10 protein-coding genes are annotated in these 15,791 nt (G+C 40.8%); 1 reads left to right on the top strand and 9 read right to left on the bottom strand.

Annotated elements, in window-relative coordinates; genetic code table 11:
• Nucleotides 1–140 precede the first annotated feature (140 nt).
• Together J7E57_RS23165 and J7E57_RS23160 are read right to left on the bottom strand one after the other, a co-directional pair.
• Nucleotides 141–1,313: an FAD-dependent oxidoreductase gene (locus tag J7E57_RS23165; RefSeq protein WP_215125665.1), complete on the bottom strand. Its 1,173-nt coding sequence runs from the start codon at nucleotides 1,311–1,313 to the stop codon at nucleotides 141–143.
• Nucleotides 1,306–1,803: a transposase gene (locus tag J7E57_RS23160; protein ID WP_215125666.1), complete on the bottom strand. Its 498-nt coding sequence runs from the start codon at nucleotides 1,801–1,803 to the stop codon at nucleotides 1,306–1,308. The genes J7E57_RS23165 and J7E57_RS23160 overlap by 8 nt, the downstream gene beginning before the upstream one ends.
• Nucleotides 1,804–2,096: 293 nt before the next feature.
• On the opposite strand from J7E57_RS23160, the gene J7E57_RS23155 reads away from it, so the two are divergent.
• Nucleotides 2,097–3,071, top strand: coding sequence for a helix-turn-helix domain-containing protein (locus J7E57_RS23155; RefSeq protein WP_215125667.1), 975 nt, complete (start codon nucleotides 2,097–2,099; stop codon nucleotides 3,069–3,071).
• Nucleotides 3,072–3,219: 148 nt separating this feature from the next.
• On the opposite strand, the gene J7E57_RS23150 is transcribed toward J7E57_RS23155, so the two are convergent.
• From J7E57_RS23150 to J7E57_RS23120, 7 genes are all read right to left on the bottom strand, one after another.
• Nucleotides 3,220–5,685 (bottom strand): glycosyl hydrolase family 95 catalytic domain-containing protein, encoded by a 2,466-nt coding sequence (locus tag J7E57_RS23150; protein ID WP_215125668.1) that lies wholly within the window; start codon nucleotides 5,683–5,685, stop codon nucleotides 3,220–3,222.
• 120 nt (nucleotides 5,686–5,805) lie between these two features.
• Nucleotides 5,806–7,554, bottom strand: coding sequence for a LamG-like jellyroll fold domain-containing protein (locus J7E57_RS23145; protein WP_215125669.1), 1,749 nt, complete (start codon nucleotides 7,552–7,554; stop codon nucleotides 5,806–5,808).
• Nucleotides 7,555–7,582: 28 nt separating this feature from the next.
• Nucleotides 7,583–9,244 (bottom strand): DUF5008 domain-containing protein, encoded by a 1,662-nt coding sequence (locus J7E57_RS23140; RefSeq protein ID WP_215125670.1) that lies wholly within the window; start codon nucleotides 9,242–9,244, stop codon nucleotides 7,583–7,585.
• 46 nt (nucleotides 9,245–9,290) lie between these two features.
• Nucleotides 9,291–9,995, bottom strand: a complete 705-nt coding sequence (locus J7E57_RS23135) for a fasciclin domain-containing protein (protein WP_215125671.1) — start codon at nucleotides 9,993–9,995, stop codon at nucleotides 9,291–9,293.
• 15 nt (nucleotides 9,996–10,010) lie between these two features.
• Complete coding sequence (locus tag J7E57_RS23130; protein WP_215125672.1) at nucleotides 10,011–11,543, bottom strand: RagB/SusD family nutrient uptake outer membrane protein; 1,533 nt, start codon at nucleotides 11,541–11,543, stop codon at nucleotides 10,011–10,013.
• A gap of 25 nt (nucleotides 11,544–11,568) precedes the next feature.
• A complete protein-coding gene (locus tag J7E57_RS23125; protein WP_251030017.1) occupies nucleotides 11,569–14,724 on the bottom strand; it encodes a SusC/RagA family TonB-linked outer membrane protein in 3,156 nt (1,051 codons plus the stop codon).
• Between the two features lie 23 nt (nucleotides 14,725–14,747).
• Complete coding sequence (locus J7E57_RS23120) at nucleotides 14,748–15,791, bottom strand: DUF5007 domain-containing protein (protein WP_215125673.1); 1,044 nt, start codon at nucleotides 15,789–15,791, stop codon at nucleotides 14,748–14,750.

Raw genomic sequence — 15,791 nt, 5'->3', positions numbered from 1 at the left:
AGAATCTTCCTGATGTGATATTTTAGCATTCAATTTGGCATTTTTAAACTTTATCGGGAACTACTAATATGATTTATCATTAAAAAATCATACATGTCGGATAGAATTATCATCCTGAGGAATAATTTATTGTATAAAAATCAATCTGAATAAGTCCAGCCATAAATCCAATCAAGCTGTTGAATTTGTTTGCCAATAAAGAACCCAATTAAGCGGTCGCGGAACCACGCTGCTATCGGGTTAGTTTTTGTTTTAGTATCGCCTACTTTTCTGGCGCTTTTTATCACTTTTTCTACCCTGGGCTGGCGTTTGGATTGGAAAATCTGAAATACAGTCCTATAGTCTTCATGTAATTTTAACAGCTCCGCAATTACAACAGTATCTTCTAATGCCAGTGATGCTCCTTGACCAATATGTGGAGAAATACCATGTGCAGCATCTCCAATAAGGCAGACTCTACCTTTATACCAATGCGAAAGTTTGGGTAAATCATAAATAGGATAGGCAATAATCTCGTGGCTGTTTCTGATTATTTTGGAGAATAAAGGATCATCATTTTTATGAACATTTATTAAATGGTCCTGAATTTCAGTTTTTAATGTTTTCTCTATTTCCTGTGGCTTTGGCTGCTGCTCTCTAAAATAATTATTGAACCACCAGACTTCCCCTTTATCAGAAACCGAATAGGCAAAAAATCCCCTTTCCCCAAAGGTCATTCGTATTGAATCCAGGGGTGCTGAAAGTTCGGGTATCTTGGCATAACCACCAGTAGAGATAAGCTTTGTGTATTTGATTGCAGAAACTTCCGGAAACAACTGGTTTCTAACCTCGGAAAACATTCCATCACAGCCAATCATAATATCACCAGTCGCCGTAGTTCCATCAGCAAAATATGCTGTTATCTTGTCATTTGTTTCATCAAAACGGACAAATTTCTTATCATATCCTATTTTTATGCCAGCGTCTGCTGCTGCTATCCGGGCATATTTATTAAGATTTGTCCGTTTTAACTGTAATGTTTCTACACCGTATTGCTGTTTCTGATAAGCTGTACCCAGTTCTGCTACCTGTTTTCCTTTTGAATTGAAAAATTTCATGTAGCCAGGCGTATAGTCATCTTCGAGCATCCTCAAATCAACAAATTCTTTCAATACATTCAAGCCATTGGGAGTAAGTCCCAAAAAGGCCCCCTCTTTTGTATTGTCTTCTGGTCTCGATTCAAATATTTCAGCATCAAAACCTATTTTTTTCAGTTGTAAAGCCAGTATTGGTCCTGCAACACCTGCACCAATTATTATTGCTTTTTTATTCATTGTTTTTCCCTTTTATTTTTAATCCTGGTATCAGTAAAAAGTTTAATACAAAAAATATCGCCACTCTCAAATAATTTAAATTGCGCCATTGTACTGCTTTTTCTTGCAGGAATATATTAACAGTATCACTATAGGGCACTCGCTGAAATGCCATGATAGTTGGCGCGAAATACATCAATGTCCATACCCTGACTGCAATATGTCCGACAAGAACCAATACAATCAATCTTCTGCGTTTCTTTATCTTCCAGTTAAAAATTAAAGCTGTAATAAATATTATTTCATGTATCCCATGTGTTATTATCCAGAACACTTTAAAATCCAAGCCATAGGGTTTTTGAAAAAAAATTAATGAGGAAGGCGGGGCTGCTGTCCACGCAGGAACCATTAGCGCGGTTTCCCACACCTGAGCTCCGTTCATTATAAAGTAAGCACAGATGGAATAAAATAGCCATTGGGTGGCTTTCGAGTATTGGTGTGTATTTTCCATGTTTAAAAATTATCGTTGCTAAATGTGTTCGACTTCACCTTTCCTCTTTTATTTATATCACACAGCACAGCATTTCCGGAGTAATAAATAGGCCCATCTCCCAATTGATTAATTTCAATTGTTTTGTTGGCATGTACTTATATTTCCATTTTATCATTTGGGCCATCATCAGGTTATGTAATTTTTCTAACTTCGATTTTGTATATTCCGTACATACCTTATAATGCAAAATTATCGCACGATCAAAAGATGAGCTTGTAAAAAAAGGAGTTAAACTGATATATTAGGGAGCAATGGGATTTGAATTAAGAAATGATAAAAAGACATTCAAAACGGTCTTTGATGAAAATGACTTTAATAATCACGGTTTTAAAGAAGATACCTTTAAAATAAACATCCCTTTTGGACAATTAACGGCAAAACAGTGGCTTTTTGATGGTATCAAGATTCTATATTCCGAAACCGATCTGGATAGACCAACCGAACTGGATTGGAGGGGAGATACGGAATTGGTAACCATGCACTTTAATTTGCAGGGAAGGACTTCAATAAAACAGGATGGGATGAGCAATTCTTTTGAGTTGAATGGGAATCAGCATAATTTATTCTATGGTACCAGTGCTGAAGGTAAAATGAAGTTTGATGAGTTGCGGATGAAATCATTTATGATTCAATTTGCAAAGGATTCTTTTTTAACGATGTCAAAAGATGGGAATGATTCCCTTAAGCAGTTTGCCGAGAAAATAGTTTCGGGAACACCTGTAGCTTTTTCAAATGCTAATCTAAATATTGATCTACCCTTACAAACCTGTATTAATTCAATTTTGAATTGTGATTATACAAATGGGTTAAAGCGGTTATTTCTTCTTTCGAAAACGATTGAACTACTTGTTTTGCAAGCCGAATCGTTTAATAACTTTCAAAATTCAAAATCTGAATATATAAAACATGATTACGACAAAGAACGGATTGTATATGCCCGCGATTATTTGGTTAAAAACATTGAATCGCCACCAACGCTGGTAGAATTGGCAAAAATAGTGGGAATAAATGAATATAAACTCAAGCGGGGGTTTAAAGAAATGTTTAATCAGACGGCTTTTTCTTATTTATCCGACTTACGTTTAGACCTTTCAAAAAATGATCTGCTCGAAGGTAAAAAACAAGCTACCGAAATTGCTTTTGAATTAGGCTACTGTTCATTGCAGCACTTTAGTAGTGCATTCAAGAGAAAGTTTGGTATTCCTCCAAGTCAGGTGAGACGTTAAAGACAAAGAACTATCGGATAAAAATGTTCTAAATAAAATACGCAGTTAAATTCGAAAAAACGATATGGCAAATGGCCTAATTTAGTCAGTGGTCTCTTGCGCTAGTCTTCAAATTAAAGGTAAGGCCTCACCTATCGCATTTTTTTTGCTATAAAGCGGTAAATTGATAGGTTTTATTTTTACTGGTTTTAAACTTAGTCTCGTAACCTCCGGTATTTTTTTTGGAACTGGTCTTCACTCCATTTATCCTTATTGGCAGATCTGTCTGCAAAATACATTCGTTTCCATTTATTGATTTTATTGACCCGGCCTGCAACTTCATATTTTTCCAGGTAATCGATATCTCAAATCCTCCTCGGGCTTTAAGGCCTTTTATTTCACCTTCATTCCAGGCTTTTGGTAATGCTGGCAATAAATGAATAAAGCCAAGGTGACTCTGCATCAGCATTTCAGCCATTCCGGCAGTACCAGCAAAATTGCCATCAATCTGAAACGGCGGATGTGCATCAAAAAAATTCGGATAGGTACCACCGCCCTTAACACTGCCTCCAGTGGTTTCAACATAGTTTAACAATTGCCGGATCAGGCTATAAGCATGGTCTCCATCCTGTAGTCTTGCCCACCAGTTAATCTTCCAGCCCTTACTCCAGCCAGTCCCGTCGTCTCCCCGTATTTCGAGGGATTTTCGTGCTGCCGCAAAATACTCTGGTGTTAAGGGTGAGATCTCGCGGCCTGGATATAAACCAAAAAGGTGAGAAACATGCCTGTGATGGATATCTGTTTCAGTAAAATCCTTATACCATTCCTGGATCTGTCCTTTACTTCCGATCTTTAATGGATAGAGTTTCTTCTGTTTTGAAATCAGTAAATCACGGAAAGTATTATCAGTACCTATAACATTTGCAGCGTCAATCACATTTGCAAAAAGATCCCTGATGATGGACATATCCATTGTGGATGCTACAGACACCGACTGTTGATTTCCTGCCATGTCTTTAAACTTATTTTCAGGAGAGGTTGCAGGCGCTGTAACCAGATAACCATCCTTGTCTTCAACCAGCCAGTCTAATGTAAAAAGTGCAGCTTCCTTCATCACGGGGTAGGCTTTTTCTGCAAGGAATTTCTTATCTCCTGTGTACCGGTAATGTTCATACAAATGCTGGCAAAGCCAGTTTCCACCCATTGCCCAGTTTGCCCAAGAGGGATCGCCGGCACCTTTGTCTCCTACAGGATTGCTTAAAGCCCATAAATCTGAATTGTGGTGTGCAACCCAACCGTTTGCGTTGTAAAATTCCCTTGCAGTTACCTTTCCTGTTTTTGACAAACTTTGTATCCAGTTCAAAAGCGGCATATGCATTTCTGAAAGATTGGTTATTTCTGCAGGCCAGTAATTCATCTCGGTATTGATATTAATGGTATAATTTGATCTCCATGGTGCCCGCAGTTCCTTGTTCCAGATTCCCTGAAGATTAGCCGGCGGTCCACCGGGGCGGGATGAGGACATCAGCAGGTACCTTCCATATTGAAAATATAATGTTTCCAGGCCTGGATCATAAATTCCCGAAGCATACCCCTTCAACCTTTCATTGGAGGGCAGATTAGCATTAGGATTATTAACCAGCGTATCTTTAACATGGAAAGACACCCGATCAAAATATTTTTTAAAATCGGCAACATGTGCATTAAAAACATTTAGATAAGTCTTTTTGGAGGCTTTATCAATCAAATCGGAAACCAGTTTATTTTCATCTTCCCCCTCTTTATCCGGACATTTATCAAAGCCATTATAGCTTGTCGCCGCAGCTACATATAACCATACTTCTGTAGCACCAGATATGAGCAAACGATCGTTTTGCGTATTCACACTTCCATCTTTGCTTATCGCTTTTATCCGATATTGAAACCGCATCCCGTTGCATCCGCCCGTATCTCCGTAAATAAGCGGCTCTACACCTTTAGGATTAGACGGATTTACATTGACCGGAGCCTTGCCGCTTACAATTAGTTCGTTATTAAGCTGCGTGGATAACCGGTAATTAAGCAAGCTATTTACAGCTACCGTAAATTTGAGTTTACCAACCTGATTTGCCCTGATTCTGACTACCATTATGTTATCTGGGGCAGAAGTAAAAATCTCCCGCGTATATTCTACACCATTAACAGTAAACTGTGTAGTAGACAGTCCGTTTGTCAGATTCAAATCCCGGTAATAATTATCGGCTTTCGAGCTTCCAAAATCGTGTTTGATCATTATATCGCCCATTGGCAAATAGAACGCTGAATACAGTCCCTGCATTTTTTTTGAAAGTCGGTTTGCCTGTGTATAATCTTCATTTTTCAATAATGCTTCGCGTAATTTGGGAAGGTAATTTTTAGCTTCGGGGTTTACGTCCTTTTTTACGGGGCCACCGCTCCACAATGTGCTTTCATTAAGCTGCAAAAGTTCTTGTTCTATTCCTCCAAAAACCATGGCCCCGATTCTTCCATTCCCAACCGGCAAAGCCTCTACCCATTTCTCTGCAGGTTTGTTATACCACAATTTTAAACTATTGTTATGCTGAGAAAAACCATAGAGAGAGAAAAAAGACAAAAAGCAGGTCAATAAATACTTCATATTGTGATTAAATTAATGCGCGGCCATTATCAGGACTGGCCAAGTTGATTTTAAATGCGTTTAAAATCTGCTTTGATGATGAACGGAATTTCTTCGTTCTCATCAAAGCGGATAAAGATCCTATTGATTTAACCAGACCCTGCCATCCAGTTTCCAGCTATCAGGCGGCGCAACGGCCAGCCAGCTCAGGATCTGGCGTGTAAGATCTGTTGTTTTTGGAACCAGTAAGGCCAAATCGCCTGTGGGGGGTGGACAGATGATATCATTTAAAGTATCCCACTGTAAAGTAGTACCGGTACCGACGGAAATATGAAAATCGTTTTTGGCCGGGCTTTCATCTTTAATAATTAAGCCACTGCCATCATTTGCCGGCCAATAACCAATTAGGCGGTTCCAGTACGGGTGTGATTGATTGACTCTCGTATCGCAGGAAAATTGGGAAATCACAGCATCCGGTAGTGCAGCTTTCCAGATGCGGATATCACTAAGGTAACCATCAAAAGGATTATTAAGATCAACTGGAATGAGGCCCATTTGCAAGGGTGCGGAGTTATTCATTGTTCCGAAATTGTCTGGCAATATTTTCTCTGCCACATATTTGCCATCGCGGAAATAGCGGATTACTCTTTTAAAATCGCGGTTCAAGATCACAACAGCAAGACTATGCCAATTTCCATCGATAAGATTCGTTGGATCGTCAGCCGCTTGATGATCTTGGCCGGGTGTTCCCATAAAAAACCGCCATCTATCCGACTCCCAACCAAATGCCCATCCATTTCCGACCTTTTTGGTCTTATCAAATCTTTTAGAGAAAAATACCGGCCATTCATATCGATAACTGGTACCGCGAATATTTTTTTTGACCTTTAATTCGATCGTAAAAGATATGGTATCTCCAAAATTATAAATGTTATTGTTGTTCTTGACTTCAGCCCGGACCGAGGTCGCCGGAGTTGCAGCTGAACTGGCGGGATTGGAATACAAGCGCAAAAATTTACCCGTATACTTATTACCGGTGAACGGTTTATCAAGCAGATACGGCTTATAACTGATGTTGGATATAACTGTAAATGTATTGGCTTTAGGATAGCTAAAAATGGTTTTGTCATCTTGCTCGACCGGGATTACTGCTTGTCCGCCGTGATTGGAAGTCAGCACAATCAGCCAGTCTTCTTTTGCGTAGTTCTTTCTGGATTTTAATGCCATGAGGATTTCTCCAAGATATTGATCAAATTGCAAAATGGCACTTTTATAAGCCGGAAAGGAATTGTCGTACCCAAATTGGATTCCGGCTGCGTTAACCGCTCCAAACTGCCCTACTATCAAAGCAGAGGCATCGTTTCCAAGTTCAGAAATAATTGCGGTTTTAACTTCTGCATCAGTGTTGTAGGCTTGACTGATATCGGCACCTGTAGTTAATTTATCTTTAAACAATGCCGAGGCAGCGAATGCGGCTGTTCTTGTATCTGGTTTTATAGATTTAATCCGCTGAAAGATTTCCGGATACTGATCCAGTTTATTTCCGGTAAAAGAATCGTCAATAATTTTGTGTTTTGCTTTATTAACACCCGTAAGTAAATCTGCCCAGCCATTGCCATTATTTGACAGACTATCGCTTAGCGAATTCCACGAATAGGTCGCATTTTTAGTCAATGCAGTAATATTAGGAGCCTGCGCATCCCGTACCGACCAGCCTCTTGCCCCATCCACAATCAGGTATAAAACTTTCCTGCTTTTTGCTACCGCCGTTGTCGAATCGCTGTACTCCTTTGAAGGCAGCAGCTTATCAAATCCACTATTGCATGATAATACCACAATACCCAGGGTAAAAAGTGCCATCATGCCTGTTGTCAATCTATAATTCTTCATTTTCTTAACTATTAAAAGATTTTCAGGTCTATTTTTCAAATACTAAGCGGGTAATATTGTTTGCTCCCGTACCATCGATCTGGCTAAAAGATCCGATAAGCATAACAGCCATCTGCCCGGTTGAATTGGTTGTTTCATAAAGATCATTCACATATCCCTTGATGCTTCCGATCGCATTGTACCCCCTAGCCAGATCTCCCGTAGGTGTTAACACCATAAAGCCTGATCGCCTGATCCCATTATAAGTGGAAAAGACACCGCTCACTACGATCATACCGTTTGAGAGCTGTTTGGCAAAAGTGGCACCGCCATCCGAAGAAAATCCTTTTGATACAAATGACTGATCGATGGAACCATCTTCATTAAGCAGGGCGATTCCTTTGGCTGGCATGCCGTTGTAGGTGGTAAAAGAACCAGTAATTAAATACTTCCGGTTAAGCGGATTGTAGGTTATCGAACCAATGGATTGATCTGCGCCTGTGCCCGAATTAAAAACGGGATCTACTGTTCCATTTAAATTTAACCGGACAATCCGGCCGGCAGGAAGCTCATCAAACTTATTGAAAGATCCAACCACAATCAGTTTTCCGTCAGCCTGCATATAGGAGCTGGATACAAACCCGTTTCCGGCAGGCAGGCCCATGTTATTTGCACTATTGAACCGGAACGTTTTGTCCAGTGATCCATCGGCATTGAAACGCACAACCTGAGGGGTCTCCATACTGTCGATAACAATACTATCGGCATAAAGGGTTACACCGGAGATTACTACAGGCTTCCTGGAAATATCATATCGTTTGCTGATGTAATACTTGAAATTACCGGTTGCTGTTAATTTATTCTGGTAATTATAAATTTTTCCAATGGTAGAATTAGTCCCTCCATTAAAAGCAGGAACGGCCTTTTTCTTTCCTGTAGCCGGAATACCCGGAGCCAGGCTATGGTTGGTACTATAAGTATCTACAAGCACCGAATCTACTTCGCCACTGGCGCTAAGCTGGGTAATATTGTTAATATTTGTCAAAATGGATCTTCCGGCATTAAAATAAAAGCCCGAAAAACTGCCTGCGGTTATATATTTATCCCCCAGGGGAGCAATGCCGTACAATGAACCGTCTGCACCGCCTGAACGGAAAGAAATATCGGCGCCCCCATTTTTAAATGCACGTACAATGCGGTTTATCGGAGTAATGATGCCTTTGCCATCATAATCGGTAAATGCTCCAAGAAAAATAAAGCGGTCATCTGTTAATGGATAATAAGCAAAAATGTCCCTGTTTGCGCCACCGCTAACCCTAAACTCCGGATCGATACTAATCTTTCCACCGACCTTAAACCTTGGTCCAAAAAACACCTGATCGTTTATAGATAAGGTAGCAACGCCCGTACTGGCATCTTCAGGCACTTTGACGGTAATGCCCGTTGCCGTAATGCTGAGTATTTCAGCCTTCTGCCCATTGAAGGAAAATACAGCCAGGTCTTTATACGGCAATAAACCTGTTGCCGCAAATGTAACCGTACTTCCGCCAGTTGCTTCCTGAGGCACTGGAGCCGTGCTGAGACTGAGGCTAATCCCCAAGGGTTGCTTTCCACCCTCATAGGGATTTTCATAAACTTCACTTTTCTTACAGGCCGTAATAAAAAGTATGGTTAAAAAAGCCAGTGTTAAACTGATATATTTTGAATTCATTATCTTAATTTTAAATAATCCGTTTTATAAAATTTTAATATCCTCATCATTTACCGGCATAAACATCATAAACAAATCCGTAATCAAATCCGAAAATATGATTGGTGTTCAATGTATGTACCACCCCATTAAGCGGTTTAATATCTGATGATGAAATATCGGCACTAACCCAGCTATCAGTAGGTTTATTGAGATCTGTGATATAACCAATCGTAAGATGCCTGTACCCTGCATATTTGATCCCATTGATATCTTCAAATATCACCCCGATGTTAAAAATCACATTGTTATAAGAGTAATAGTTCTGTCCGGGATAAACCGATTTAAGATTGATATCCAGCTGGTAATAATCTTTCATCCTGTTTGCACCTTTGAACATATACATCATCAGGTACTTACGCCAGATCTGTGGCTGAATGTCAGTCAGCACTTTAAGCGTGTCTTTACCGCTTTGGTAGAGGTAGTTATTGACATTTTTTAGAACCGACCTGACCGACAGATCTGTTGGCGCAAAAAATGTCAGTTCATCCTGCTGAAACTCCTTTTCAAGACCAGCAATTTTTATAATCTGTGCAATTGTATCGAATTGTAGGGGCTTTGACTGCAGGTATTGAAGCATGGTCCCTTTGAAATTGGGATCAGATTTACCACCGTCAAAATAATATTTATCTTTTTTACAGGAAGCCAATAATAACAGGATCAAAGAAAATAATCCCAGCCCCCATCTTATTTTTTTAAAATAATTTCTCATATCGCTTAGCATTTATTATTGCCAGTACTCGTTTAATTTCATGTATGGATTGTTGTATAGTGCGGAAACGTCTATCGGCCAGGTCCATCCGCCCCTGGCAAACTGATCAGCTGAAAGCGGGTTGAGTGTCCATTGCGGGTTTAAGATCCGTCCGGTCCTGATCAGGTCGAAATACAGGTGTCCTTCACCCATCAGTTCCTTACAGCGCTCATTGAAGATTGCATTTTTCAGGTCTTGTCCACCAATTCCTATATACTCAGGTGCAACGGCCCTGCGTCTTATCATATTCAGCATTTTTATCGCTTCTTCATCCTGTCCACCCAGCTCTGCAAGCGCTTCAGCCCTGAGCAAAATTGCTTCGGCGAATCTAAAAATGATCAGGCCCCATTCCGGGCTACTCTGGTTAGATGCTAGGTTGCCTTTAAATTTGAGCAGTTGAAAATTCCCATCCTGGCTGAGCATACTGTTGTCAAACCAAAGATCCTTACGCTTATCTGCTATACCTGCCGGATACAAACGCAGCAGGTAATCTGCCCTAAAATAAGCATGGCTTGAGCTGTTGTCTGTTCCGCTATTTTTATTCGGATATCTAAGCATGATCTCTCCAAAAAAAGCCCTGAAATTAGGTGCGGACTCATAATTTATACTTTGGTTAAATTCAAAGATCCCTTCGTTGCTCCTGCCTTTCATTACCTCACTAAAGTTATCAAGGGGAAGTAACTGGTATACGTTGCTGCCTATTAATTCACTGCCCAAATCTGCTGTCTGTTGATAATATTTCAACTTATTACCACTATCAAAGCCTGCATTCCACATGTTCATATTCATCAGCAGATCAAGCGCTGCCCCTTTTGTTGCCCTAACAGCCCTTAATGCGGGATCAGGGTAAACCAATGGTAAATTATCCAGGTTTGCCTTAAGATCAGCAATACATTGGTTGATCACAGATACAGCTTTTTCCCTGGGCAACGGAGCCTGCTGATAAGCTTTGGTATAATATGGCACATCGCCATATAGCCTGACCATGAAAAAATAAGTCAGGCAGCGCAGAAACACAGCCTCTGCCTGATACCTTTTCTTATCATCACCTGAAAGGCCGGGAACGCCATTATTAACCCGTTCGTACAGGATGTTGGCTCCCTGTATAACAGAATAAAACTCATACCACTTGGTGATCGAGTCAAAGCTAAGCCCGTTCCAGGGCTGGGTAGATGACAGTACACCTGTATTTGTTTTCAGGTTATTCGTTGCAAACTGTGTATAAACCAGGCGGATATTTTTTTCCCCTACAGAATTGGAATTATTTAATATAGTAGGCAGGATGTATCCCGAACGCAGTTCGCCTGTAGCGGGAATAAAAGAAGTGCTGGTAAATTTGTTTCTCAGGTTTGCGTATTGATCGCTGGTAAATGATTCGACATCAGACCGTGATTGCCAAAAGACATTACCGCTTAATTTATCCAGGGGCTTTACATCCAGAAATTTCTTGCAGGCAGAATTTGAGATGCAAACTGCGAGAAGTAGTATATAAAAGGAGTGTGTTTTCATTTTCTTTGGATTGTGGGTTAAATCATTAAAATTCTACATTGACACCCAGGTTATAGGTGCGGGAAACGGGGTAACCTGCAGAAGAATCATAACCTAAAGCGGTAACATTCTCCGGATTTGGCCCTGAATATGAAGAAAAAGTAACCACATTATTTGCCGAGAGGTAAACCCTGGCCATATTAAGCCCCATTCTCTTTGCAAGTTGTTTTCCCAGGGTATAACCAAAGGTTACATTGTTCAACTTAAAATAACTGCCATCCTCCTGGAAAAGTGACTGGTTAGACCGGAAAGGATTTATTATGCCCGATCTGGTATAATCAAACGGATTTGGATAAGCCGCCGCTGCGCCTGAGGAACCATAGTAATTGACATCCGAAAGTGGCAAGTATACACTCGATCCAAAAGGATTGCTAACCAACCTTAACCTGGAGGCCAATGCATCGTTAATGATATCTCTTTTTAAGGTAAATGAACCATTCACATTCAGCGAGAAATTTTTGTAGGACAGATAGGTATTTAATCCTCCCGTTACAATCGGCTGTGAGTTACCCAACACCATCCGGTCTTTGTTCGTTAATACATAATCTCCGTCCAAATCTTGCCAGATCGGGTCTCCGGCCCTAAAAAATGCAGTAGAGCTGTTATCGGTGCGGTATAGGAGCCCCGTGGCCGGATCAACAGGAACCGCAGTATTGCTGCCATAAACCCCCTGATTGTTCAACAGAAAATTTGACAGGGTATTCCGACCAACACGCAGCACGGTTGCAGGGTTGTTCTTTGTCGGGTCTCCATCGATCACGATCTGGTTTATATTACCGGGCAGGCGGGTTAACACATCATGGTTTATGGCGCCATTTACAGAAATACTCCAATTTACAGGACTATTTTTAGGCAGAGGCCGCAACACTACTGACAGCTCATAACCATAATCGATCAGACCGGCATCATTGCTGGATACCTGTCCAAAACCGGTCATACTCGAAAGGGCCATGTCACGTTTGAGATTGGTTACTTTTTTATAGTAAGCATCGAACATAAATTCTACTTTACTATCGAAGAAGCCCATATCTACACCAAAGTTATACGTAGTATTGGTCGATGGCTGTAAAACACTATTGGGTAAACTGCCATAGTTTATACCGATACGGGGAACGCCTACATAATTGCCGTTTGGGGCGTAGGTTCCGTACAGGGAATAAATATTTCCGGTAGGCTGGATATTCCTGCCCCAGCTCATGCGGATATCACCGGATGACAACCATTTGGAGTTAGCCAAAAAGTTTTCTCTGTTAAAATTCCATCTAAATCCAATAGAAGGATTTTTAGCAAAAGGATTATCAAAACCGGAAACAGATGACGCATCAAGCCGGTAGGTAAGATCGAGCACATACTTTTTCTTATAATCGTAAGAAAAAGCACTGGCGAAAGATACCACATGTTCGTTTTTATAATTTCCGAGCACTCCTCCTCCCCTGGAAGCGAAACTACTTGCACCCAACGGCCCCTGAAACTGATCATTGGGTGTACGCTGCTGTATAATAAACGACGCCTGATAATCTTTGAGGTAAACCTCGCCAAACGAGTTTACAAAGAAATTATGCGTACCGTCTTTTAAACTCTTAGAATAAGTGAACCCGCTCCTGTTATACAAGGTCGAATTCCGTTCGTTATAGGAATAAATACCTGAGTACAAATAATTGGCAGCAGCTGGTGTAAATGTTTCTTCTGTTCCTACCGCGTAATCGTAACTACCGCTTGAAGAAACCCTAAAGCCAGGAAACACCAGAAAGTTCACATCAACATTGGAGCGCAGGTTTTTGGCAACATTGTCATTTTTGATGGTAAGCGCTGATAATACCCCGCTAGTTGTCTGAAATAAAGATGGGCCAGGAAGCAAGGAGGAGACCGAAGCATTGGTTGCTACGCCTGTTTGAAAAAGCCCCTGTCCATCGCCTTTATTTTTTTTCCCCAAACCGCCGGCAAGATTTATAAATACACCAAACTTATCATTTGGCTTATAGTTCATGTTTGTAGTCAGGTTGTAGCGTTTATAACCTGTATTTTCTATAATTCCCTTTTCTCCATAATATCCAAAGTTGGTTTTGTAATTGAATTTATCATTACCTCCATCGATGTTCAGATTCTGTGTGGTATTATAGGTTGTCCGGTAAAATACCGCCTGCCAATCGGTAGAATTGTTATAATATGGATTTAAACTGTCTGCCAGGATGGGTGTAGTGGAAATTTTCATCACATCTACATAATTCCCCATGGTTAAAATTTCATTGATCTTGGCATCCCGTTCAGATTTGCCCCCAAGGGTTTCACGGAGTTTTGGACTTTTGTTAACGAAAAAATTAGCGGTATAGCGGATTCTTGGCACTTTAGAATTACCACGCCTTGTGGTAATCAGGATAACACCGAAAGCGCCCCTTGAACCATAAAGTGAGGTAGCCTGAGCATCTTTCAACACTTCAATACTGCCAATATCCTCAGGAGGGATCAGCGAGAGCGGACTAACGCCCGGTCCTGCAGAATTGAAGCCGTATTCGAAATTTGCATCAGCCTCTACTGGTACGCCATCTATTACATAAAGTGGAGAAGTAGGCGTTAAAAACGAACTGGTTCCCGAACCCGAAATATCAATTCCGGATACACCGCGTATTGCTACAGATCCACGATAACCGGGTGCCCCGGTATTTACCTGTATATTAAGGCCGGGAACTTTACCCTGTAGCAGCTGCTCTGCATTGGAAACAGGAATATCCTGGATTTCTTTTCCGCTGATCACATAGGAAGATCCCGTACTGGTTTCTTTTAACCGTTTCTGATAACCCCGAACAACCACCTCTTCCATATCAGAAGAACTTGCGCTTAAGGTAATGTTCAACAAAGTCTGTCCGGATTTAACTTTAACCCGGTTCTCGTTATAGCCGATATACCTAAAAATAAGGGTTGATTCTGGAGCTACTGCAATGGTGTATCTGCCATCACGATCTGTAAAAGAAGTCGGTTTTGGTGGCTTACCGTCTAATAAAATGGTTACATCTGGTATGCCCTGTCTGGTTTCCTTGTCCATAACAGTTCCTTTAACAATTACTTTTTGCACCTGTGCTGCCAGGTAGCCCGGAACCAACAGGCCAGTTATAAAAACCGCGAGCAATAATATTCTCTTTGTCATTTGTATCATATTAAGCCTACACATTAATATTCGTCCTGAAACCTGGGTGTGTCATTACGGAAGTGAAAATCTATTTCCCAATCCCCCTCGCGGAAGATGCTGAAATTAAATTTCAGCTTTCCGGTTTCCCTTATCCCATTAAACCCGATCCGGCTGTAGCTAAACTCTACCATGGCCCTGGAACCATCGCCATTGGTATATTTTGTTGGAAGTTTAACCAGGGGAATAGGATAAGCCACATCATACCGGACATAATCACCCGTTTTTTGCATGTTAAAGCCGTGTATCAATCCGGCCCATTTCGTATCTTTAAAAGCATCTACATTCATCGGGTTTTTATTTTTGTCCAGAAACTTAAAGGTTAAAGAATTGCCGTTACCCGTTCTTTTAAAATAGATGTAAACATCTTTATTATCGTTAGAAAGTGGTTTTCTGGTATTTTGGCCGATCATTCCACTTAGTTCAGAAGGTAGTATAGAATCTTTTGGCAGACTTGAAACCACGTCCATGTTGGTAGGCTCATAGGGCATTTCCCTAAGTGGATTAAGTAACAGATCCTTAATGGTTTTCTCTCCTCCGGAATTGGAAACTTTGACATCGAAAAGATAGCCACCGGGATTAGTAGAACCCTGATACGCAGGCACCGATGCATTGGTTGCACTCTGCCAGAGAATCAGATCACCCGATTTTCTCAGTTCCCACAAGGGGTGGTCCTCTTTTTTTCTTTTATCGAGAATTTGCTGCAGACTGGCTTCTTTGCCATCATAAGCGGTAGACCATACCCAGACCGGCTGTACTTTTGTGAGGTTATCGGCAGGGGTTCCATCTGCTTTTCTGACGTTCAGCAGCTGAAAAGTTAAGGGCAAACTTGAATTGTCGTAGTTAAAAATATTGGTTATTACGGTTGTACGCCCCAATACTGGCGAAAAAGTTTTCGTGGTATAATCTACTTTCTCGCTGAAATAATCTACATCAGCCGGGATATCCAGCCATTTTTTACAACCCGTTGCTGTACTTATTATAACCGCTGCAAAAGCAAGATATATATATATTGTTCTAAATTTCAT

This window comes from Pedobacter sp. ISL-64, assembly GCF_018613605.1.
GTDB lineage: Bacteria > Bacteroidota > Bacteroidia > Sphingobacteriales > Sphingobacteriaceae > Pedobacter.
This window is presented reverse-complemented; position numbering and strand designations above follow the sequence as displayed.

Excerpts from the sequence above, each read along its gene's own strand:
- J7E57_RS23165 (WP_215125665.1), bottom strand. The coding sequence starts at position 1,313 with ATGAATAAAAAAGCAATAATAATTGGTGCAGGTGTTGCAGGACCAATA.
- J7E57_RS23160 (WP_215125666.1), bottom strand. The coding sequence starts at position 1,803 with ATGGAAAATACACACCAATACTCGAAAGCCACCCAATGGCTATTTTAT.
- J7E57_RS23155 (WP_215125667.1), top strand. The coding sequence starts at position 2,097 with ATGGGATTTGAATTAAGAAATGATAAAAAGACATTCAAAACGGTCTTT.
- J7E57_RS23150 (WP_215125668.1), bottom strand. The coding sequence starts at position 5,685 with ATGAAGTATTTATTGACCTGCTTTTTGTCTTTTTTCTCTCTCTATGGT.
- J7E57_RS23145 (WP_215125669.1), bottom strand. The coding sequence starts at position 7,554 with ATGAAGAATTATAGATTGACAACAGGCATGATGGCACTTTTTACCCTG.
- J7E57_RS23140 (WP_215125670.1), bottom strand. The coding sequence starts at position 9,244 with ATGAATTCAAAATATATCAGTTTAACACTGGCTTTTTTAACCATACTT.
- J7E57_RS23135 (WP_215125671.1), bottom strand. The coding sequence starts at position 9,995 with ATGAGAAATTATTTTAAAAAAATAAGATGGGGGCTGGGATTATTTTCT.
- J7E57_RS23130 (WP_215125672.1), bottom strand. The coding sequence starts at position 11,543 with ATGAAAACACACTCCTTTTATATACTACTTCTCGCAGTTTGCATCTCA.
- J7E57_RS23125 (WP_251030017.1), bottom strand. The coding sequence starts at position 14,724 with ATGACAAAGAGAATATTATTGCTCGCGGTTTTTATAACTGGCCTGTTG.
- J7E57_RS23120 (WP_215125673.1), bottom strand. The coding sequence starts at position 15,791 with ATGAAATTTAGAACAATATATATATATCTTGCTTTTGCAGCGGTTATA.